The organism is Bradyrhizobium sp. WCU1, assembly GCF_053474805.1.
On record NZ_CM130280.1, the window covers coordinates 5,699,923 to 5,721,814 of the forward strand.

Sequence of the window (21,892 nt, forward strand, 5' to 3'; positions counted from 1 at the left end):
AGGCTTTGACCATGTCAAACGATGCTGACCTCCAGGCGCTCTATCCTTTCCTGCACGGCCAGCCCCAAGCGCCGGCGCGGCTCGACGAGATGCTGTTGCATTCGGTCGAGGAGAAGGCCCGCGATTCCCGCAACACCAATGCGCGCTTCTTCGGAGAGCATGCGCCCATCCTCGTTGCGGCCGCCAAGGCGCTGGCCAACGTTTATCGCGGTGGGGGACGCATGTTTTCGATGGGCAATGGCGGCTCGAGTTGCGATGCCTCTCACGTCGCGGTGGAATTCGTGCATCCGATCACGGCCGGACGTCCAGCGCTTGCGGCCACTAATCTGGTGGCGGATCTCGCGATGATCTCGGCGGTCGGCAACGATCTCGGCTTCGAGCACGTCTTCGTCCGTCAGTTGCTGGCGCAGGCGAGGGCAGGAGATGCGCTGATCGGCATTTCCACCAGCGGAAATTCTGCGAATCTGATGTCGGCGTTCGCCAAGGCAAAGGAAATGGGCCTCGTCACCATCGGGCTCGCCGGCGGCGATGGCGGAAAGATGAAGTCGTCGGGTGCGGTCGACTTCTGTCTGGTCGTTCCGACCACGTCGATCCACCGTGTCCAGGAATGTCACGTCGCGGCCTATCACATCCTGTGGGACCTGGTTCACACGCTGCTGGCCGACGACCGCGGCTCGGCAGCCACCAAGGGAGCCGCCGCATGAAGTATCTCGACGAATTTCGTGACAGCGGCAAGGCGCGGGTCTTGATCAAGGAGATCGAGGCGCTGGTCGCGACCATGCGGATGCCAGCGGAGCGGCCGCTCTACATCATGGAAGTCTGCGGCGGTCATACCCATTCGATCTTCCGCTACGGCCTCGAAGGGATGCTGCCCAAGGAGATCGGGTTGATCCACGGACCGGGCTGCCCGGTCTGTGTGCTGCCGATGGGCCGCGTCGACGACTGCGTGTCGATCGCCGAACATCCGAACGTCATCTTCACCACGTTCGGTGATGCGATGCGGGTGCCCGGCTCGAAGAAGAGTCTGCTGCAGGCCAAGGCCGAGGGCGCCGATGTGCGGATGGTGTACTCGCCGATGGACGCGCTGGCGCTGGCGCGCAACAATCCGGACCGCGAGGTGGTGTTCTTCGGGCTCGGCTTCGAGACCACGATGCCGTCGACTGCGTTGACAATCCTTCAGGCGGAAGCAGAAGGCATTGGCAATTTTTCGGTGTACTGCAATCACATTACGATCGTGCCGACCATCAAGGCGATTCTCGACAGCCCGGGCCTGCAGCTCGATGGCTTCCTCGGGCCCGGTCACGTCTCGATGGTGATTGGCACCGCGCCTTACGAGTTCATCGCAAAATTCTACCGGAAGCCGATGGTGATTGCCGGCTTCGAACCGCTCGACATCCTGCAATCGATCTGGATGGTGTTGAAACAGATCAAGGACGGTCGGACCGATATCGAGAACCAGTATGCGCGCATTGTGCCTGATGGCGGCAATGCCCCGGCGTTGCGGGCCGTCTCGCGGGTCTACGAGCTGCGCGAGTTCTTCGAGTGGCGTGGGCTCGGCTCGATCGATCATTCGGGCGTCAGGCTGCGCAAGGCCTATGCGCATTTCGACGCCGAGCAGAAATTCGCAATCCCGAACGCGAAGATCGCGGATCCGAAGTCGTGCCAATGCGGTGAAGTGCTGAAGGGCGTGATCAAACCCTGGCAATGCAAGGTATTCGGCTCGGCCTGCACGCCTGAAACGCCGCTCGGCGCGCTGATGGTGTCCTCGGAGGGGGCTTGTGCGGCGTACTACCAGTATGGCGGGGTCGAGCGCTACAAGGAGGAGGCGGTATGAACGTCGCACCGTTTATCCGTTCCCGCCGGCGCGGCAAGGTCAACGTCGACACGGTGACGCTTGCGCATGGCGGCGGCGGCAAGGCGATGAAGGACCTGATCGACGACGTGTTCGTCGCCGCATTCGACAATCGCGCGCTGGCACCGCTGGAAGACCAAGCCCGGATCGACCTCGCCGGGCTTGCAAGCCACGGCGACAGGCTGGCGTTCACGACGGATTCATTTGTGGTCGATCCGCTGTTCTTTCCCGGCGGCGATATCGGCGAGCTCGCGGTGTGTGGAACGGTCAACGATCTCGCGGTCGGCGGGGCGACTCCGCTTTATCTGTCCTGCGCCGTCATCGTTGAAGAGGGGACGCGCGTCGATGTGCTGCGCCGGGTTGCTTTCTCGATGGCGAGGACGGCAATGCAGGCCGGCGTACAGATTGTCACCGGCGACACCAAGGTGGTGCAGCGCGGGGCGTGCGACAAACTGTTCATCACTACGACGGGAATCGGCATGATTCGAAAAGGGGTCGCGCTCGGCGTCGATATGGCCATGCCGGGCGACGTCGTGCTCGTCAACGGACTGCTCGGTGATCATGGCGCGGCGATCCTGTGCGCGCGCGGCGATATGGCGCTCGACACTTTGATCGAAAGCGATTGCGCCTGCCTGCATGGCCTGATCGACAGGTTGCTGACGGCCGCGCCCGGCATCCGCTTTCTGCGCGATGCGACGCGGGGCGGGCTTGCGACCGTCCTTAACGAGATCGCCGATGCTTCGCGGGTCGCGATCGAGATCGACGAGGTCGGCACGCCGATCCGCGAGGAAGTCAAGGCATTCTGCGAGATCCTGGGGCTTGATCCGCTCTATCTCGCCAATGAAGGCAAGATCGTGGTGATCGCGCCGCCGGAGCAGGCCGACGCAGCGCTGGCGGCGATGCGAGCGCATCCGCTCGGTGCGTGCTCTGCGATCATTGGGCGCATCGATCATGGGGAGCCGGGCCGCGTCACTATGCGGACCGTGTTCGGAGGGCGGCGAATCGTCGACATGCTGGTTGGCGAGCAGTTGCCCCGGATCTGCTGAGGGTATCGCCATGCATGAACTCGGCATCAGCAGGAACATCGTCGCCATCGTCGGCGATGCCGCAAAAGGGCGCCGCGTCCGGCGTGTGACGCTCGAGATCGGAAAATTGTCGGGCGTGATGGCAGACGCGATCGTGTTCTGCTTCGAGACCGTTGCACAGGGAACGGCGCTCGAAGGCGCAACGCTTGAGATCAGGCAGGTCGAGGGCAGAGCGCGTTGCAACGGCTGCGGCGTCGAATTCGTCACCGAAACGCTGTTTGCTTCCTGCCCCTGCGGTTCAAACCGGCTGACACGATTGCAGGGTGAGGAATTGAACATCAAGAGCATGGAACTCGAAGCGGGGATCGCCTGATGTGCGGACATTGCGGGTGCGGAGACAAGACCGGAGCCACCATCCACAACCTTCAGACCGGGGAGACGATGACGATGGGCGCGCATTCACACGATCACGGACATCACCATGAGCATGACCACGTTCACGCTGATGGCACCCGGCACAGCCACCATCATGACCATGGCCACGATCATCAGCACGGTCACTCCTACCGGCATGATCACGTCCACGCCGACGGGACCCGCCATAGCCATGCCCACGGCGAACATGATCACAGCCATGCTCACGAGCACGATCATGCTCATGCCGATGGCACGAGGCACAGCCACGCCCACGATGACGGGCATCATGACCACGGCCACGATCACGACCATCACTCGCATGCAGACGACAGTGTCGTTGAACTCGAGACGCGCATCCTCGCCAAGAACGATGCGCTGGCGGCGAAGAACAGGGCCTGGTTCGCAGGCCGGGAAATTCTCGCGCTGAACCTGGTCAGTTCGCCGGGAGCCGGCAAGACCACGCTGCTGGAGCGAACGATTCGCGATCTCCAGGGTGAGCTCAAGCTCTATGTGATCGAGGGGGACCAGGCGACCGTGAACGATGGCGAGCGGATTCGGGCTGCGGGTGCGCCTGCCGTGCAGGTCAATACCGGCGCTGGATGCCATCTCGAGGCCGACATGGTGGCACGTGGCCTCGCGGCGTTGAGGCCTGCGTCAGGCTCCGTCGTCATGATCGAGAACGTCGGAAACCTCGTCTGCCCGGCGATGTTCGATCTCGGCGAGCGAGCCAAGATCGTCATTCTCTCAGTGACTGAAGGAGAGGACAAGCCGCTGAAATATCCGCATATGTTCCGCGCGGCCGAGCTCATGATCCTCAACAAAACCGATCTGTTGCCTCACGTCGATTTCGACGTGGCCCGTGCCATCGCCAACGCCCGCGAGGTCAATCCGGATATCAGGGTGTTTCAGGTGTCCGCACGGAGCGGCGAGGGTCTGCTGGACTGGTATGGCTGGCTGCGCGGCGAACTCGTGAAGAGCCGCGAATCCGCGTTCGCCTGAGGGGACTTGTCCATCAAACGAAATCGGAGAGCGCATGTTCGGGGTCCTTGGACTCGGTTTCTTGCTCGGAATGCAGCATGCGCTCGAAGCCGATCATATCGCGGCGGTGTCGAGCATTGCTGCCCGGCGGACCGATGTCAGTGATATCGTCAAGCACGGTCTGACGTGGGGACTTGGCCACACGCTGACCTTGTTCGTCTTTGCCGGTGCCGCGATCGTGATTGGTCACGCAATTCCGGAGCAATTGGCGCGCCCGCTCGAGACTGCGGTGGGCGTGATGCTGGTCGGCCTGGGTGCCCACGTTCTTTGGCGACTGTGGTGCGACGGCGTGCATTTTCACCAGCACGGCCATGACGACGGTACGGAACACTTCCATGTCCACAGCCACGTCAATGAACCGATCCCCCATCAGAAGAGTTCGCACGAACATCAGCATGGTTTCCGCTGGCGCTCGCTGCTGGTCGGCTTGATGCATGGGATGGCTGGTTCGGCTGCGCTTCTCGTCCTTGCAATCGCGCAGGCGAAAGATCCCGTCTACGGGATTTTCTACGTTCTGCTGTTTGGCATCGGTTCGATGCTCGGGATGGGCGCCTTGTCGACTCTCATCGCGGTACCGCTTGCGGTTTCCGCACGGTCGCTGACCTGGGCCAATCGTAGCCTGCAATGTCTGGTAGGCGCGGTCACCATCGGGATTGGTGCGATGACGATCTACTCAACGGCGTCGGTAGGATGAATTGCGTCAATGCCTATGTGGTGAAGAGCCAGCTCGACCTGTTCAACGACTTCACCTGTTTCCTGACCAATCCGGTGCTTGGCGATCAATTCCATCAGCATGACGACCGCGTGATGCTTGGCGTCAACGCCTCGCGCACGTTGCTCGGCTCCTTCGCTGGCCTTTCGATGGAGACGACTTTCGGGATGCAGACGCGCTACGACGATATCGCACTGGCCCTGACCGATGCCTGGCAGCGCAGCGTCCTTGCCAATGTCAGGAGTGACAAGGTCAGCGAAGCATCGGTCGGCGTCTATGCGCGGAACACGGTGCGCTGGGCCGACCGGCTGCGCACCACGGTCGGCCTGCGCGGAGATTTCTAGCGCATCGTCGATCGATGATCGGATATTACTGATCATGTGACTCCTCTAAGGCACGTGCCTGACTACGCCGCTTGGTGATCGGGGGTACAACCCGCTCCGGATCGGGACCGGAGCGAGTCAGCCAGGCCGGTGCTTTACTCAGCGATCACGGAGTTCTGGAGGACGCCGATCCCGGAGATTTCGACCTCGACAGTGTCACCGGGCTTCATCCATAGCGGCGGCGTGCGCTTCAAACCGACACCGCCGGGCGTGCCCGTGACGATGACGTCACCGGGGACCAGCGGGCAGATCGTAGAGATGTAGGTGATCAGCTCGGGGATTCCGGTGATCAACAGATCGGTCGTCGTGTGCTGCACGACGGTGCCGTTGAGGCGGGTCTGCAACGTGAGCTTTGACGGATCGGGGATTTCGTCCCTCGTCACCAGCCAAGGGCCGAAGCTGCCGCTGTTGGCAAAGGTCTTGCCGGAAAGAAACTGGCTGGTATGCCGCTGCCAGTCGCGGACGCTGCCCTCGTTGTAGCAGGCGTAGCCTGCGACATGGTCGAGCGCTTGGCCGGCCGGGATGTGGCGTCCTTCCTTGCCGATCACCAGCGCGAGCTCGCCCTCATAGTCGAAATTGTCGCTGACCTTCGGCCTGACGATCGGCTGCATGTGGCCGACCTGGCTGCAGGCGAAGCGCGCGAACAGCGCCGGCTTCTCGGTGACGGTGCGGCCGGTCTCGGCGACATGGTCCCGGTAGTTAAGACCGACACAGATGATCTTGCCGGGGTCCGGGATGACCGGCGCGAAGGCGATCTTGTCGATCGCGCGGTCGGCCGCGTTGGCTGCGACCAATGCGGTCGCTTCGGCGACGCGGTTGGTCTCGAGCAACTGCCGTAGCGAGGCGCATTCGGGCATGCGCGCACCGAGATCGACGACGCCGTTGTCCTTGACGGCGCCAAAGGAGGCACGGCCGTCGGCGACGAAAGAAAGCAGCTTCATAAGATATCCTAGCGAATGTGTTCAGGCCGCGGACGGCACGTGGGTGGGATGGTTGATGGCGGCGGCGAGCCGTTCGAGTTCCGCGTCGTTTCGGGCGGTACCGAGTACGTAGCGGTCAGGCCGGACGAGAGCGGCTTTGAGGCCGTTGTCGCGCAACCAAGTGCCGACGCCCGCGGTCGTGTCGCCAGTGATGATCGACACGCCGGCATCGCCGAACGCGCGTTGCAACGGGGACGGGATGACGCCGGCGGCCTCGGTGAGCAGGACGTAGGCGTAGCCGATGGCGTCGTCGCTGCGACGGCCGTCGGGCATAGTGAATTGCGGCGCGAGATGCCCGGCCAAAGGCAGATCCGACGGCGCAAGGCCGGGGCCGAGCAGGGGCTTCTTCACCTCGAGCTTGACTGGCGCCTTCTCGCGAGCCCGGCCGGCGGCGAGGCCGGCTTCGACTGCCTTGGTGTTGATCAAGCCGCCGAGCCGGATGGCGAGCTCGACGAATTCGCGGACATGCGGCTGGCGCTCGCTCTGATAGGTATCGAGCAGGCGGCCGTCGGCATGGCGGCCAAGGATCGCGCTGAGCTTCCAGGCGAGGTTTGCGGCGTCGCGGATGCCGGCGCACATTCCCTGACCCAGGAAGGGCGGGGTCTGGTGGGCTGAATCACCTGCGAGCAGCAGGCGGCCGTCGCGCCATTTCTGCGCGATGGTGGAATGGAAGGTGTAGACAGCGGCGCGCTCAAGCTCGGCATCCTCGGGCGTGATCCAGCGCGACAGCAGCTCCCAGACCTTCGCCGGCTGGGTGACCTCTTGTGAAACCTCGTCGGGCAGAACCGTGATCTCCCAGCGGCGGCGCGTGCCGGTGCCGCGCACATAGGTGGCGGGCCGCCGGGGATCACAATGCTGCAGGCTGTAATCGCCGAGATCGTCGCGAGCTCGCTTCAGCAGAACGTCGACCACGAGCCAGCGTTCGTGGAAACCCAGATCGTCCATGCCGGAGCCGATGAAGCGGCGCACCAGCGAGCGGGCGCCGTCGCAGCCGATCACATACCCAGCGCGCACCTCGGCGAGCTGCCCGTTGGAGAGGTCTTCGTAGCGCACGCGCACGCCGGTCTCGTCCTGGTCGAGAGCGAACACGTCGCATCGGTTGCGCATCGTCACGTGCGGCCAACGCTGCAGGCCGCCGATCAGCACCTCCTCAAGATCGGGCTGATGAAAGCGATAGCTGAGATTCCAGCCCTGCGGGGTGAGCGTCAGCGGACGCGACCAATCCAGCAGCATGCGGCCGTTGGCGTCGAGAAAGAGCATGCCGGGGCTGAGGATCACCTGCGGCAGGATCGCATCGGCCAGACCGATGGTCTGGAACACGCGCATGCATTCGTCGTCGAAGTGTACAGCGCGCGGGAGATGGTGGGCGCGGGCTTCGCGCTCCAGCACTAGCGTCCGCACGCCGCATAGGCCGAGCAGATTGGCGAGCGTGGCCCCGACGGGCCCGCGGCCGACGATCACGACATCATAGCTCTGGGAAGCGGATCCATCCTGCATGACGCCATCTGTTTCTCAGCCGCGCTCCACTTTCAACATCGAGTCGCCAACTGTCCGCGCAGCGGACGAGGCTGCGCTGCTCGGTGGCTTGTCCGCCAGCCGGACAGCTTCGCGATAATGCTACTCGCGGGCAATCCGGTTTCGCTAGGGAGGAAGCAAAGCCAATAAGGCCGGTCTGCCGAGGCAGTCCAAGGCGGAGGAAACGACGATGCTGCGATCCGTGCTGAGTGCATGTCTTGTTGCGCAATTGTTCGCTGCGCCGAGCTTTGCCGCCGACATCAACGTCGGGATCCTTTTGTCCGCGACGGGCCCCGCCGCAGCCATCGGCAACGCCGAGCGCAACGGCACGGCCTTCGGTCCCGCCGAGATCGCAGGGAAGAAGGTCAACTATCTATTCCTCGATGAAGCTTCTGACGCTACGGCCGCCGTGTCGGCGCTGCGCAAGCTGCATGAGGAGAGCAAGATAGACCTGCTGATCGGGCCGACCACCACGCCGGGCTCCTTCGCGGTCATCGAGCCGGCGGTCGAGTACGAGACGCCTATGATCACGCTCGCGCCAGTCAATGCGCTCGTCGCACCGATCGACGCCAGGCGGCGTTGGGTGTTCAAGACCACAACCAACGACGATCACGAAGCAACGCCGCTGTTCGCGAACATGAAGAAGTCCGGGGTGAAGAAGCTGGCCCTGATCGGTTTTGGCGACTCCTATGGCGACGCCTGGAGCAAGGTCAGCGCCGACATGGCCAAGGCCGCCGGCATCGAGCTCGTCGCGAACGAGAAGTACGCCCGGACCGACACGACGGTGGTGGGACAGATATTGAAGATCCTCGCAGCCGGTCCGGATGCCGTTCTGATCGCGGCCTCGGGTGCGCCGGCGGCGCTTCCGCTATTGCAATTGCGCGAGAAGGGGTACGATGGTCAGATCTACGGCACGCTCGGCGCGACATTCGGCGATTTCAAGAAGCTCACAGGTGCCCAAGGCGACGGCATCTTCGTTCCACTGAGCCCCGCCGTCGGGGCCGCGTCCTTCCCCGACGAATATCCCGCGAAGAAGTCCGCACTGGAGTTCATCCAGCGCTACGAAGCGAAGTTCGGGCCGGGAAGCCGCAACATCTTCGCGGGAACGGCCTACGATGCCTTGCTGTTGCTCGAGAAGGCCGCCCCGATCGCTCTGAAGACCGCCGAGCCGGGTACGCCCGAGTTCAGACAGGCCCTGAGAGGCGCGATCGAATCCTTGAAGGGCGTTGCCGGGTCACGAGGCGTCTACAATTACGGACCCGACGACCACACGGGGTTGGACCAGAGTGCTTTGGTTCTGGGCAAGCTCGAAAAGGGCGAGTGGGTCGCGGTGCGCTGACACCAGCATCCAAGCGGACGGAACATCATGAGCATAGCCGATCTGGACGCGCCCACCTACGACGTCGATCTCTACAGCGACGAGGTTCTTCGCGACCCCTATCCTCACTATCGAGCTATCAGGGCGCGCGGCGCCGCCGTCTGGCTTCCTCGACACGATCTCTATGCCGTGGGTCGCTTCGATGACGTCCGAGCAGCGTTGAGGAATCCGACCGTCTTCTCGTCCGCGGAGGGCGTCGCAGCCAACGGCACCGTCAACGAAATGGCGCGGGGCACGACTCTTGCGAGCGACGCCCCCTTGCATGACCGGCTCCGGGCGATCATCGGCGCTCCTCTTTCGCCCCGAGCTCTCGAAGAGATCGGTCCACAGATCCGGGCGGAAGCAAGACGGCTCGTTGATGACCTCGTCGAGCAGGAGCAATTCGACGCGGTGACGGATCTGGCGCAACACTTGCCGCTCACGATCGTGTCCAAGTTGGTCGGCCTCGAAGACTACGGCCGGGGCAGCATGCTCAGGTGGGCGTCGGCCACGTTCAACGTGCTGGGCACGATGAACGAACGTGGCTGCGCCGCCATGACGGATTTTCGCGAGATGCGCTCCTACCTGAGCGTTCCGGATATGCGCGAACGGTTGCTGCCCGGGAGCTGGGGCAGGCGCATTTTCGAGGCCGCCGATCGTGGCGAGGTCGAGCCGGAGCGTTGTCCCGTCCTGATGCGGGACTATCTCGGGCCCAGCCTGGACACGACGATCTTCGCGACGGCTAATCTGATCCTGTTGTTCGGCAGACATCCGGATCAATGGGAGCTTGTCCGCAATGATCCTAAGCTGATCCCGAATGCCATCAACGAAGCCCTCCGCCTGGAGTCTCCGATCCGGGGCTTCACGCGTCATGCTGCCTCGAACGCTGCCCTCGGCGATGCGCTTGTTCCAGCAGGAAGCCGGGTGCTGCTGCTGTATGCGTCGGCCAACCGTGACGAGCGCAAATGGCAAGATCCGGAGAAGTTCGATGTGCGCCGGCGCGCCAACGACCATCTTGGTTTCGGAAACGGCACGCACATGTGCGCCGGCCTGCATCTCGCCCGTCTCGAAATGACGGCTCTTCTCGAAGTCCTCGTCGAGAAGGTGCGCAGCTTCGATATCGGTGAACCCGTGCTCGCCCTGAACAACGTGCTGCGTGGCCTGGCTTCTCTACCCGTAAGGGTGAATTAGCCGTCGATCGTGATTGCGGCCGCAGCTTGGCGCATTGGCATCACGAACTGCGAAACCGCGTCCTCTAGAGAAAGGGCGGAACGGATCCATATGATCGAAATGCAGCCGAAGACGGCCTCGTCCCGGACGATCGGCACCGCGATCGATGCCGTCTTGGGATTGTATTCTCCCTCGTTGCGGACTCCGTAACCCCGCTCACGGGTCTCCGCGATCATGCGTTCGAGCCAGTCGCCGCCGAGGAAGGGGCGGTCATCCGCCTCATCGATCCGCCGCAAATGATTGACGATCAAGTTTCGCTCGCGCTCCGCCGAGGCCGCCAGATAGGCTCGACCGGCCGATGTCCGAAGGATGGGTAGGCGTTTGCCGATCATCCCGCGGTCGATCGACATTGGACTGCGAGAATGGGTGGTCTCCTGGACCACCATCGCGGCGTTCTCATAGGTGGAAAGGTCGACGGGCCAGACGAGAGTCTTGCTCAACTCGTTGAGGTAGGGCGCCGCCGCCTGGCAGATGACGACGCTGGGATTGTAGCCGTCCCCGAGGCTGGAGGCCAACCGAGTCACGCGATAGCGGTCGTCGCTCGCCGAACGAGCGATATAGCCGAGTTCCTCCAAGGTCTCGAGCAGCCGGTAGACGGTCGGCCGGGGAAGATCGAGCGCGCGCGCCACGTCTGCGGCCCTCACGCCGCCGGACCTGTTGACCTCGGTGAGGACGTCCAGCCCGCGCTTGAAGGCGCGGACCCCCGCCGAGGCTTTCGGCCGTCCGTCGCTCGTCCGCTCCTTGGACATTTCTATTTTCGTCCTTGTGCCGCCGGGTACGCAGGCTCACGATGCTGCAAATGCGATGCGGCCGCAAGGCTTTGGGCACGATCGCGCCGCGTCGGCATCAAACTCCGGCGAAGGGGCCGCGCGCGACCAACGCGTGCGAAGAACACACTTAAGGAACCTGTATGGAGATTTCCGCACTCGGCTACATCGGCATAGGCTCCTCGCAGCTGGAGCAGTGGAGCCACATGGCGACGAAGCTGCTCGGCATGCAGCAGATCGATCGCGGCGGAAAGACGCGGGCTTTCCGGATGGACGACCGCAGGCAACGTCTGATCGTCGACGGCGGCAACGACTCCGGTCTTGCGGTGATGGGCTGGGAAGTTCCGACCCCAGCGGAGCTTGATCGTCTCGCCGCCAGGTTGGAAAGCCATGGTGTCGTAGTCACGCGCGGATCGCGCGCGCTGGCCGATGAACGGCACGTTCGCGACTTGATCCAGTTCGCCGACCCCGCTGGCAACCGGCTTGAGGCGTTCTGCGAGCCGTCCCTCGCGACGGATCCGTTCCGACCGGGGAGGCCGATCTCCGGCTTCCGCACCGGCGCCCTCGGAATGGGACACGTCGTCCTGAACGTCGAGGACGTCGATCTTCTGCTGCCGTTCTATCGCGACGTGCTCGGCTTCCACGTGTCCGATTTCGGGCTCAAGCCCTACAGCCTGTATTTTTTCCATGTGAACGGACGCCATCACAGCTTTGCGATGGTGGGCTCCGGCCGGAAAGCGCTGCACCACTTCATGGTCGAACTCGGCACCCTCGACGACGTTGGTCAATGCTACGATCTTGCGCAGCTGGATGACGGGCGGGTCGCCTATACCTTGGGACGACACACCAACGATCACATGACGTCGTTTTACGTAAACACGCCGTCGGGCTTCTTCATCGAATACGGTTGGGGAGCTCGCGTCATCGACCCGGTTACCTGGCAACCGCATGAGACGTTTGATGGGCCATCGCTCTGGGGGCATGAGCGGCTCTATATGCCCGATGAACAGCGCAAGCGCCTACGTGACATGCGGATCGATGCGGCGCAGCGCGGCGTACGCGTGCCGGATCCAGTCGTGCCGCCTCTGAACTGCGCGTGGCTCGATGCCGTAGTTGCTCGGGAATAGCCTCCGCGCTGGCATCGGTACAACCTCGGTCGTTCATGCACGCCGGCTATCGCCGTTCTCGCCGCGCCCATTCCCACGGTGCGCGAACCAGGCCCAGCTACTCCATCCGGAAAACCAGGCTGGCTAGAAGGTCACGGTGACGACGATGGTGTCCGCGTAGCTTCCGGCGGGTGGTGAGGTCTGCGGCGGAACGCGCCCATAGACTGAAACATTCTGGTTCAACGCTGTTCCTGTACCAAGGACACAGGTACTGGCACCAGAAGTGCAGGTCGTGGCGGATGTCGTACTTGTCCAGGCGCTGGTCCGGGCCGCGTCGGTATAGAGATTGTATGTGATGAAGCTCGAACCTGCCTGCATGCGCCGCTGGCTGCCGCTTGGGTTCACTCCGTTATCGAGACCGATCGAGTACGGGGTCGTATTGGTGCACTTCACTGAAATCGTTCCAACGCCGTCAATGTTTGACGTCAACAGCGAAGCGTTGCCGAAATTGAGTGGGGTTGTCGAAACAATGCAATTTCCGGCGATTGTCGCCGTCCAGGGCGAGGCGCCGGCATTTGTCGTCGTTCCCGGATTCGATGAGCAATTCGGGCTTGCCAGAAGATAGGCCGCGTAGGCGACGACCGGAGACGTCGTGCTCCAGACGTAGGTTCCGGGTATCGTTGCCTGCTGATTGGCCAGGAAGCGCCCATAGACAGTCAGACTTTGTTGCGCGGGTCCGCCCAAAAGTGGAAGACTCAGATTGATGCTGACGCCGCCGGAGCCATACGCGGTGGTTCCGTATCCCCAGGATCCCCAGACCTGCGTGCGCCCTGAATCCGAATACAGCTCGTGGATTGCCGCATTCGCGCCACTTCCCAGCGATCGAACCGAATTGCTGCTGTTGGGCGCCCCCTGGTTGAATTGCACACACGCATTGACCGTGCAGCCGAGGGCACAGCCGCTGCACGTCACGGTAAAGGTCGAGGTCGTATCGACGGCGCCGCCGGCCAGAATGTCGACCGATCCGTAGTTGCCCGACGCCGAGGTAACGGAGCAGCTTTGGGCGTGAGCCGAAAATGATGCCGCAAGCTGCAGGAGCAGGGCCAAGAACAGGGCCAAGAGCAGGGTTCGCTTCAAGCCGATGACCACGATCTCAATCTCACAATGCGAGTTAATCGGAACTGATTATAGGCGGTTAAATTGCGGAGCCGCTGTTCGCGGATGAACGACTGCATTATCGGCACACCACTCCGGGGATCCGGACCTGTTCGCCGGGCTTCGGGACAAACCCAAACGTTGTACGGCAGCGCATTTCGGCCAGGTCGATCTCGACTTCGTTCGTTGACGACAGTCCCTTGATGTAGGCCTGTCCGTCATAGCCGACGACAAACTCTCCTCCACCGGTCATGCGGCCGACGGCGCCGGCCGGCAGAACACGATTGTCAGGTCCAACAAAGGTAACCAGCGCGGCCGTCGTCTCCTTGCGGACATCGAATCTGACGAGTATCCCGGCGCGATCGGCGGGAGCTGCGATGTCATGCGTCGTTGCCGCTTCGTTGTCGACTGGAAGGTTCGTCGGATCGATCGCGATCTTGTTGTTTTGGTAGGACCGAAGCGTCGGTATCAGCAACATGCCGCGGGAATCGGTGACGCCCGCCCGGCGGTTCTCGTTGAGGACCTCGACATCCGGCACGCCGGTCGTGACCACCGCGAAGCTGTCGTCGATCCAGTTCGAAAGGAAAACGCCGCCTCCCATGGTCGTGATCGAACCGCGCAATTCCAGCGATCCCACCGCGCCGGATCCGGCCTGACTTGCGCCGGCCTGGACGGTGCCGTAGCTCGACCTGTAGGAAGCTGTGGCCTCCCGGTAACTTGCCGAGCCTTCGGAATCGTGCACGCGCCAGCCATAACTGCCGGGCTCCGGCCCAAGCGACTTGACGGCATCGACGCTACCGACTGTACCGCTCCGTCCGCTTGAAACCCCGCTCGTGATCGAAGCAGAGTCGCCAAGGGGCATGCTCAAACCGGCAAACATGCCGGTATTCTTCTTGGTACCGAAATCGTGGAAGACGGTGGTGAATATCGACGCATTGTACGGCAACGAACGCGAGTAGGAAGCCGTCACAATATTCGAACGATTGCCCGAGGCATCGCGCAGATCGACAAAGCTTGCACTGAGGCTGGCCCTGGAGTCGAACGGCATCGGGGTGCTGAAAGTGATCCGATCGAGTGCGACCGGCGCACGGGCGCTGCCATAGATGCCCGTCACATAGGCAAACGAGTTCGACAGCGAAGCGACGCCGCCGGGCAGGTAGTTAAACAGACCGTTCAGGTTCTGCAGGCCGCCGTTGAACGTCACGATGTTCTGCAATCGCGCAGTGGCCGAGGCAAGGTCGTCATAGGTGCCGAAGGTGTGTTGCGAGCTGGCCGAAATGCTCACGTCGAACAGCCGGGTCTCGTAGGATGCATAGGTCTGCATGCCGCGGTTCGTGCCGCTGCCGCTGCCGCTGCCGGCCAGGGCCACGGCCGCAACACCCATCGTCCCGGTCCTCAGGACACCACCGATCCCGCCGTTGATGACGCCGGCTCCGCCTTCGGCGTGTGCCTCTGCCGTCAACCCGTCGTAGATGCCGCGCCGCAGGGTCGCGGATCCGACTGGCGAGCCAACATAGACGTCGCTGCTCGAACCGTAGGACAGGCGCGGCAATCCGGCCTCCACCGACCAGTTGCTTAGCCCGGGCGCAAGCAGGTTCGCGTTCGCATAAAACGGCGCCGAGGTCCGGGTTTCGTGACCTGCCGAATCCCGCACCACGAGCTGCGTCGTGCCGGCGCCCGAAATCAGCGGAACGTTGTTCACGCTGAAAGGGCCGGACGCGACATCCTGAGAAAATGTCCTGATGTTGTTGACATAGACATCGACGGTCGACGGCACTGCCGCGCTACCACCGATCGTCGCGAGCGGCGCGGTAATGAGATCGGGCCGCAGGGTAAAATCGCGTTGGGCCTGCAAGCCGCCGATCCTGACCGGACGCGACCAGGCGAGTCCGCCGTTGATCGTATCCCCTGCGACGTAGCTGATCATCCGGTCCTGGTCGGAATACTGGAAAGACGAATTCAGCCTCGTCGCCTGCGCAGGCTGCTGCGGACCACTGCGGATGATCGCCGACTGTTCGGCGGTGCCGTAAGGCGAGAACGCGCGGGCATCGAGCAAGAGCGATGTGTTGGCGAGCCCGATCGATCTCGACGTCGAGATGTTGCTGGTTGAAGTCAGCAGATCATAATTCAGCACCGCGCCAGGATCGGCCTGCGCCCTCGGCACGTTGCCACTGGAGCCGCCTGCGTCAAGCAGCTGCGGCTTGCGCCCGGCTTCGTCGACGATGATGAATATCCGCTGTGTTCTCTCCTCGTATCGATACTTCAGGGTCGGGATATCATCGAGCGCGATGATCTCGTCCGGTCGAAGCGGCCGGCGCGGACGCAGTCCGAGGCTCTCCAATTCGTCCAGCGTTCCTCCGATGCGACCGTTATCGAACCGGACGAACGATCCGATCGTTCGGGCAGGCACCGAGTTGATCACGACGTCGAGTTGCAGGTTTGTCTGGTTTTCGCCCGCGCGAGCACGCCCGGCATAGAGGATCATGCCGAGTAGTGCTGCGATGGACACAACTGCTGAGCCCCTTCTACCGACGAGCCAGCGACTCAATAACCGCATGAGTCGGGCCCTTGTCCGTTTCGGCCGTGACAGAGATGGATCCGCCGGATCCAAAACCCTGAGGATATTTCAGCGTGGTCCAACTCATGGAGGACCGCCCGAGCACGTAGCCGAGCAGGCCGTTGCCAAAGGACAGGGTGGCTCCCGTGGAATCCTTGAGCCGCAGGTTTGCGATTCGTAGCCGCTCGTCGCCGGCATTGCGGGTTACGACGGTCAGTTTACCGGCTTCGGTGCGGAACGCCCAGGAGACCTCTGGCCGGCTGATCTCGCGGCCGCGAAAAAACGCCGGGATCGACTGTCGTACCAGGAGATTGACGGTACCTCTTTGCCTGCCGACTGCTCGCGGTAGTTGGTCGACGATGACACGATAGCTTTCTTCGCCCTGGATCGGTTGCTTCGACACCCGCACGACTCGCACGACGTAGTCGGAATGAGGGGCCATCCTGACGGCTGGCGGCGATGCCACCACGTCCGTTGTCGGTTCAAGGCTCTCCTTGCCTTCCGACTGCGACCAACGAAGCACGCGGGTCTGGACCTCGACCTCGGCATCGTCATCATTGCGCAGCGTCAGGGACGCCGCCGCGGCCGGGGCATTCAGTTCCAGGAGGACGGGTTCAACGCGAAGCGCTGTGGCATGCGCAGCGCCCATGCATGCCAGGCTTACGGCAAATGCGGCCAGCAAATTTGAATTGTGATGCATCGCAATACCGATCGATTTCGAAAATTGAGCCGGAAGGCAATTCGTCGATACGCGAACGCAACGGAACATCGGCCGCTGCTGCGGCCTTTTCCTCAGTACGTGATGGTCATGACCACCGTGTCCGTGTAGGTGCCGGTGTTCGGCGCGGTGCCGGTAGCAGGAACGTTACCGTAGATGTTGATCGTCTGCGCCGATCCGTTGCCGGTGCCGAGAAAGCAGCCGTTCGTGGTCGTGCAGGTTGTGCTGCTGGTGGCCGTGGTCCAGGGATTGGTATGGGCCGCATCAGTAAAGAGATTGTAGCTGATGAAATTTCCGGCGTTCGCCATCCGCCGCTGGCTGCCGGACGCGTTTGCTCCATTATCCATGGCGATGGAGTAGGGGCTGCCATTGGTGCAGGTGACCGAGACTGTTGTGCTGCCGGATTGCAGGGTGGTCGCAAGCGTTGTTCCGGCGACGCTCCCGAAATTGAGTGTTGCAGCGTTGATTGTGCAGGATGCGGTAATGGTGATCTGCACGGTCAAATTCGCGGTCGACGTGCCGGCCTGGGCGGAGCTTTGACAACCGGATGCCAGGGCTACGAAGAGCACGACCGCTCGGATTCGCGCGGCCTGCCCGACTTGTCGCTTCCCACCGTTGTAGCGCATGCGAATCTTTCAACAGTGATCGAGAATCTTGCTGGTCGCGTTCCCGGTCCGCGAGCTTCCCAGGCGTCCTTCAAACGACTCGTTCTAGTGGCCGGTTGTGCCTTTTCGACTCGGACAAGCGGACCGTCGTCGTGAACAAAAACATCAAACTTTGGTAAACTTTGAATGAGCAAAGACTTAGCGGCGCCTGATCGAACTATCGGAATTTATCGCCCCATCAAAAACCGATATAATGCGGTGTCGCGATGCGGGTGCGCGCGAGGATACGCATGTCGTGCAATTGCGGTCCGAGCGGACGGGCCGGCCGTTCGCTCCCGGCTCTGGGCTTCCGGCTCGCGCTTGCCATACGATGCGGCTGCCGAATCCGTTTGTGATCCCGCTCGGATGCGACGACGCAAGGTTATCTCGCACAGCACACCAGCTACATGAGTGGGAACGAGGGCGCCAACTCCGGTCGCGACTAGGCGCTCGCCGATTTCCGCGCGCTCGCGCCGGCCACACGATTGCCGTTCATCGAGCAGGTGTACTCCAGGCGCGGTGTCGGTCTGCCCGGTCAGGTTGGGCGTCTGGTTTTCGGCGCCGAGCGATACGCGGTGCAAGCAGCAGAGTTCGCGGGAACGTCGAACGCTGATCCGGCCGCAACTGGATCGGTAGCTGGCTGCCGGATGCCCGAGGTGCCATCCGGGCGCGGGGCGCCCTGCGACAACCGCAGTTGACAGGGGGAGGCGCCCACTTTAATCACCTGACTAATTAATCAATTAATTAAGGTCTGAATCCTAGGGAAAGAATCCGCCTGATGCCGGCCGGCCATCGATACCAGAAGCTGCTTGCCCCGCGGTCGCGGCTTCACCGGTCTGGAAGACCAGGCGCCGCCTGCGGTCAGCTCCTTTCTGCAGGTCCGCTCGCGCGAGCGCCGCGTGGTGTTGCACGCGCGACAGCGACGTCGCGGATCGGCTCGTCCCGCCCAAACCAGGGCGGACTTCATTCACCCGTACGCAAAATGAGGAGTGAGGCGTAAACGATGGGACGTCGATCTGAGGTACTGATGGCGCAAGAGACCGCCGGCACGGACAACCGGCGCGTGATCCAGGTGGTGTCGCGCGCATTCGACATCGTGCGTTGCTTCGAAGGCCGAAGCATACGCCTTGGCAATCGCGAAATCGCCGATCGTTGCGGTCTTCCCCGATCGACGGTTTCCCGTCTCACGCTGACCCTCACCCAGATCGGCCAGTTGATCTACCTGCCGCAAGAGCAGAAATATGCTCTCGGTCCGCACGCTGCCGCACCCGGCGCGCCGTTGTTCGCGCAAGGGGGCGACAAGCCAGCCTGTGCCGACGAGCGGGAGCTCCGCACGGTGCCGCGCTTCGAGTATTTCGAAGATCAGCGCAACGCGATTGCCGAGCCGTGACGCCACACCGCTGACGACCCATCTCATTCCGAAGCGGCAGACGCAGCGGAACGGTTGGGACGTCGGCACGAGTCAATTTGAGCGAGACATCTGAAACGAGGGGGAAACGCATGCCTGAAGCATACATCATCGACGCCGTCCGCACGCCGCGTGGGATCGGCAAGCCGGGCAAGGGCGCGCTGTCGCACCTGCATCCGCAGCATCTGGCGGCCACCGTGCTCGCCGCGCTCAAGGCGCGCAACAAGCTCGATACGTCGACCGTCGACGACATCATCTGGTCGACGTCGACCCAGGAAGGCAAGCAGGGCGGCGATCTCGGCCGCATGTCGGCGCTCGCGGCCGGCTACGACATCAATGCCAGCGGCACGACGCTGGATCGTTTCTGCGGCGGCGGCATCACCTCGGTGAACCTGGCGGCAGCCTCTGTGATGTCGGGGATGGAAGATTGCGTCATCGCCGGCGGCACCGAGATGATGAGCTATCAGCAGACCCTCGCTGCCGAGCGCTCCAAGGCCGGCCAGCCGGCGCGGATGATGGGTTCCGGCAACCCGGCGCTGGACGAGATTCATCCCCAGTCGCACCAGGGCGTGTGCGGCGACGCCATTGCCACGCGCGAGGGGATCAGCCGCGAGGCCTGCGATGCCCTGGCGCTGACCAGCCAGCAGCGCGCCAAGCGGGCAATCGATGAAGGCCGCTTCGCCAAGTCGGTGATCCCGGTCCTCAACGAGGATGGCAGCATCGCCCTCGGCCGTGAGGAATTCCCGCGCCCCGAGACCACCGCCGAAGGCCTGGCTTCGCTGAAGCCGAGCTTCGAGCAGCTTGCCGATTTCGATCTCGGCAACGGCACGACCTTCAAGAAGCAGATCCAGCGCCGCTACCCGGGCCTCGAGTGGAAGGGCGTGCATCATGCCGGCAACAGCTCCGGCGTGGTGGACGGCGCCGCCGCGGTGCTGATCACGTCGAAGGAATATGCCGAGAAGCACGGCCTCAAGCCGCGCGGCCGCATCGTGGCCTATGCCAACCAGGGTGATGACCCGACCTTGATGCTCAACGCGCCGGTCCCGGCGGCCAAGAAGGTTCTCGCCAAGGCCGGCCTGACCAAGAACGACATCGACGTCTGGGAGATCAACGAGGCGTTCGCGGTCGTCGCCGAGAAGTTCATCCGCGACCTCGACCTCGATCGCGAGAAGGTCAATATCAATGGAGGCTCGATCGCGCTCGGCCACCCGATCGGCGCGACCGGGTCGATCCTGATCGGCACCGCGCTCGACGAGCTCGAGCGCAGCGGCGGACGCTATGGTCTGGTCACCATGTGTGCCGCCGGCGGCATGGCGCCCGCCATCATCATCGAACGCCTCTGATCGCGAAAGGATAACGCAATGAAACTCGATTCATCGGTCGCCGCCGTCGTCACCGGCGGCGCGTCGGGCCTCGGCGCGGCTACCTCGCGCGCGCTTGCCGCGCACGGCGTGAAGGTCGCGATCTTCGACTTCAACGAAGAGAAGGGTGAAGCCATCGCCAAGGAAATCGGCGGTGTGTTCTGCAAGGTTGACGTCACCTCCGACGAGCAGGTCGATGCCGGCTTCGCCAAGGCGCGCGCGGCGCATGGCCAGGAGCGTATCCTGGTGAACTGCGCCGGCACCGGCAATGCGGTGAAGACTGCGGGCCGGGACAAGAAGACCGGCGAACCCACGCACTTCCCGATCGACGCCTTCAATCGCATCATCCAGATCAACCTCGTCGGCACCTTCCGCTGCATCGCCAAGTCGGCGCAGGGCATGCTGTCGCTGGCTCCGCTGGAGCACGGCGAGCGCGGCGCGGTCGTGAACACGGCGTCGGTTGCTGCCGAGGACGGTCAGATGGGGCAGGCGGCGTATTCCGCCTCGAAGGCCGGTGTCGTCGGCATGACCCTGCCGATCGCGCGCGACCTGATGGCCGAGGGCATCCGCGTCAACACCATCCTGCCGGGCATCTTCAACACGCCGCTGCTGCAGGGCGCTCCTGAGAACGTCAAGGCTGCGCTCAGCGCGTCGGTGCCGTTCCCGAAGCGTCTCGGCATGCCGGAAGAATACGCGCATCTGGCGTTGACGATGATCACCAATGGCTACTTCAACGGTGAAGACGTCCGTCTCGACGGCGCCATCCGCATGGCGCCGCGCTAGAGCATGATCCGGAAAAGTGCGAAGCGGTTTTCCGAAAAGATCATGCTCAAACGATAAGCACGGCAACAGGAGACGAAACGATGTCCGAAGAAACTCCGGTCCTCACTGAGGTCCGCGGACCTATCCTGATCATCACGCTGAACCGGCCGGAGGCCAAGAACGCCGCCAACCTCGCGCTCTCCAAGGGCGTGGCTGCGGCGATCGACCGGCTCGATGCCGACGATACGCTCAGCGTCGGCATCATCACTGGCGCCGGCGGCACGTTCTGCTCGGGCATGGACCTCAAGGGGTTCCTGAAGGGCGAGCGACCGTCGATCCCAGGCCGCGGTTTCGCCGGCCTCACCGAGGCGCCGCCGAAGAAGCCGCTGATCGCGGCGGTCGATGGCTACGCGCTCGCCGGCGGGATGGAGATCGCGCTGTCGTGCGACATGATCGTCGCTAACCGCAACGCCAAGTTCGGAATCCCCGAGGTGAAGCGCGGGCTGGCGGCCGCGGCCGGTGGCCTGATCCGCATGCCGCGGCAGATGCCGATCCGTGTGGCGATGGAGTTCGCGCTGACGGGCGAGTTCTTCGGCGCCGAGCGTGCTCACCAACTCGGCATCATCAACCGCGTCACCGATGGCCCGGCGCTCGACGCCGCGCTCGAGCTTGCGGCAGCGATCGGTGCCAACGGCCCGCTGGCCGTCAAGGCGTCCAAGCAGGTGGTCGTCGAATCCCGTCTCTGGCCCGAAGACCAGATGTGGAAGAAGCAGCAGGAGATCGTCGGTCCGGTCTTCGTGTCCGAGGATGCCCGCGAGGGCGCGGCTGCCTTTGCAGAAAAACGCGCTCCGAACTGGAAGGGCAAGTAGAGCATCGACTGTTTCGATGACGGAGCGTCGGTTTTG

The 21,892-nt window shown here is 63.1% G+C and carries 19 protein-coding genes and 2 pseudogenes; 14 read left to right on the top strand and 7 right to left on the bottom strand.

All coding sequences use genetic code 11. The annotated features are described in order from the left end of the window. Positions 1-11 precede the first annotated feature (11 nt). The 7 genes and pseudogenes from ACTUWL_RS26480 to ACTUWL_RS26510 all read left to right on the top strand — a co-directional run. Positions 12-704: a D-sedoheptulose-7-phosphate isomerase gene (locus ACTUWL_RS26480; RefSeq protein WP_021078959.1), complete on the top strand. Its 693-nt coding sequence runs from the start codon at positions 12-14 to the stop codon at positions 702-704. Then, complete coding sequence (gene hypD / locus ACTUWL_RS26485; RefSeq protein ID WP_021078958.1) at positions 701-1,834, top strand: hydrogenase formation protein HypD; 1,134 nt, start codon at positions 701-703, stop codon at positions 1,832-1,834. Before ACTUWL_RS26480 ends, hypD begins: the two co-directional genes overlap by 4 nt. Then, positions 1,831-2,898 carry a hydrogenase expression/formation protein HypE gene (gene hypE / locus ACTUWL_RS26490; RefSeq protein WP_021078957.1) on the top strand — a complete coding sequence of 356 codons (1,068 nt, stop codon included), beginning with the start codon at positions 1,831-1,833 and terminating at the stop codon, positions 2,896-2,898. The genes hypD and hypE overlap by 4 nt, the downstream gene beginning before the upstream one ends. 10 nt (positions 2,899-2,908) lie before the next feature. Beyond that, positions 2,909-3,250, top strand: coding sequence for a hydrogenase maturation nickel metallochaperone HypA/HybF (locus ACTUWL_RS26495; protein ID WP_021078956.1), 342 nt, complete (start codon positions 2,909-2,911; stop codon positions 3,248-3,250). Further along, entirely contained in the window at positions 3,250-4,293 is a 1,044-nt protein-coding gene (gene hypB, locus ACTUWL_RS26500) for a hydrogenase nickel incorporation protein HypB (RefSeq protein WP_035651366.1), read from the top strand. The genes ACTUWL_RS26495 and hypB overlap by 1 nt, the downstream gene beginning before the upstream one ends. Before the next feature lie 34 nt (positions 4,294-4,327). Continuing rightward, on the top strand, positions 4,328-5,026 hold the full coding sequence (locus ACTUWL_RS26505) for a HoxN/HupN/NixA family nickel/cobalt transporter (protein WP_021078953.1): 699 nt from the start codon (positions 4,328-4,330) through the stop codon (positions 5,024-5,026). A gap of 8 nt (positions 5,027-5,034) precedes the next feature. After that, positions 5,035-5,385, top strand: a pseudogene (locus ACTUWL_RS26510) (TonB-dependent receptor); the annotation flags it as partial. A gap of 137 nt (positions 5,386-5,522) precedes the next feature. Here ACTUWL_RS26510 and ACTUWL_RS26515 read toward each other — a convergent pair. Together ACTUWL_RS26515 and mhpA are read right to left on the bottom strand one after the other, a co-directional pair. Next, complete coding sequence (locus ACTUWL_RS26515; protein WP_021078951.1) at positions 5,523-6,368, bottom strand: fumarylacetoacetate hydrolase family protein; 846 nt, start codon at positions 6,366-6,368, stop codon at positions 5,523-5,525. Between the two features lie 21 nt (positions 6,369-6,389). Next, on the bottom strand, positions 6,390-7,904 hold the full coding sequence (mhpA, locus tag ACTUWL_RS26520) for a bifunctional 3-(3-hydroxy-phenyl)propionate/3-hydroxycinnamic acid hydroxylase MhpA (RefSeq protein WP_021078950.1): 1,515 nt from the start codon (positions 7,902-7,904) through the stop codon (positions 6,390-6,392). 247 nt (positions 7,905-8,151) lie between these two features. On the opposite strand from mhpA, the gene ACTUWL_RS26525 reads away from it, so the two are divergent. Further along, positions 8,152-9,261 carry an ABC transporter substrate-binding protein gene (locus ACTUWL_RS26525; RefSeq protein WP_291731690.1) on the top strand — a complete coding sequence of 370 codons (1,110 nt, stop codon included), beginning with the start codon at positions 8,152-8,154 and terminating at the stop codon, positions 9,259-9,261. Positions 9,262-9,288: 27 nt separating this feature from the next. Continuing rightward, positions 9,289-10,470, top strand: coding sequence for a cytochrome P450 (locus ACTUWL_RS26530; RefSeq protein WP_021078948.1), 1,182 nt, complete (start codon positions 9,289-9,291; stop codon positions 10,468-10,470). Here the strand turns inward: ACTUWL_RS26530 and ACTUWL_RS26535 are convergent. Continuing rightward, positions 10,467-11,258, bottom strand: coding sequence for a DNA-binding transcriptional regulator (locus tag ACTUWL_RS26535; protein WP_021078947.1), 792 nt, complete (start codon positions 11,256-11,258; stop codon positions 10,467-10,469). The genes ACTUWL_RS26530 and ACTUWL_RS26535 overlap by 4 nt on opposite strands. A 161-nt stretch (positions 11,259-11,419) precedes the next feature. On the opposite strand from ACTUWL_RS26535, the gene ACTUWL_RS26540 reads away from it, so the two are divergent. Then, positions 11,420-12,403: a VOC family protein gene (locus tag ACTUWL_RS26540; RefSeq protein ID WP_021078946.1), complete on the top strand. Its 984-nt coding sequence runs from the start codon at positions 11,420-11,422 to the stop codon at positions 12,401-12,403. A 123-nt stretch (positions 12,404-12,526) separates the two neighbouring features. Here ACTUWL_RS26540 and ACTUWL_RS26545 read toward each other — a convergent pair whose 3' ends face one another. From ACTUWL_RS26545 to ACTUWL_RS26560, 4 genes are all read right to left on the bottom strand, one after another. Next, complete coding sequence (locus ACTUWL_RS26545; RefSeq protein ID WP_021078945.1) at positions 12,527-13,531, bottom strand: Csu type fimbrial protein; 1,005 nt, start codon at positions 13,529-13,531, stop codon at positions 12,527-12,529. Positions 13,532-13,616: 85 nt separating this feature from the next. Then, the gene (locus tag ACTUWL_RS26550) at positions 13,617-16,022 is read right to left on the bottom strand and encodes a fimbria/pilus outer membrane usher protein (RefSeq protein WP_158267763.1); all 2,406 of its coding nucleotides are present in this window, start codon (positions 16,020-16,022) and stop codon (positions 13,617-13,619) included. Positions 16,023-16,062: 40 nt separating this feature from the next. After that, on the bottom strand, positions 16,063-16,863 hold the full coding sequence (locus tag ACTUWL_RS26555) for a fimbrial biogenesis chaperone (protein ID WP_106940164.1): 801 nt from the start codon (positions 16,861-16,863) through the stop codon (positions 16,063-16,065). Positions 16,864-16,886: 23 nt separating this feature from the next. Continuing rightward, on the bottom strand, positions 16,887-17,438 hold the full coding sequence (locus ACTUWL_RS26560; RefSeq protein WP_021078942.1) for a Csu type fimbrial protein: 552 nt from the start codon (positions 17,436-17,438) through the stop codon (positions 16,887-16,889). A gap of 1,021 nt (positions 17,439-18,459) precedes the next feature. On the opposite strand from ACTUWL_RS26560, the pseudogene ACTUWL_RS26565 reads away from it, so the two are divergent. From ACTUWL_RS26565 to ACTUWL_RS26580, 4 genes and pseudogenes are all read left to right on the top strand, one after another. Then, positions 18,460-18,723, top strand: a pseudogene (locus tag ACTUWL_RS26565) (helix-turn-helix domain-containing protein); the annotation flags it as partial. A 233-nt stretch (positions 18,724-18,956) separates the two neighbouring features. Next, the gene (locus ACTUWL_RS26570) at positions 18,957-20,207 is read left to right on the top strand and encodes an acetyl-CoA C-acetyltransferase (protein ID WP_021078940.1); all 1,251 of its coding nucleotides are present in this window, start codon (positions 18,957-18,959) and stop codon (positions 20,205-20,207) included. A gap of 18 nt (positions 20,208-20,225) precedes the next feature. Continuing rightward, positions 20,226-21,008, top strand: coding sequence for an SDR family NAD(P)-dependent oxidoreductase (locus ACTUWL_RS26575; protein ID WP_021078939.1), 783 nt, complete (start codon positions 20,226-20,228; stop codon positions 21,006-21,008). A gap of 80 nt (positions 21,009-21,088) precedes the next feature. Further along, on the top strand, positions 21,089-21,856 hold the full coding sequence (locus tag ACTUWL_RS26580) for a crotonase/enoyl-CoA hydratase family protein (protein WP_021078938.1): 768 nt from the start codon (positions 21,089-21,091) through the stop codon (positions 21,854-21,856). The last annotated feature ends 36 nt before the right edge of the window (positions 21,857-21,892 follow it).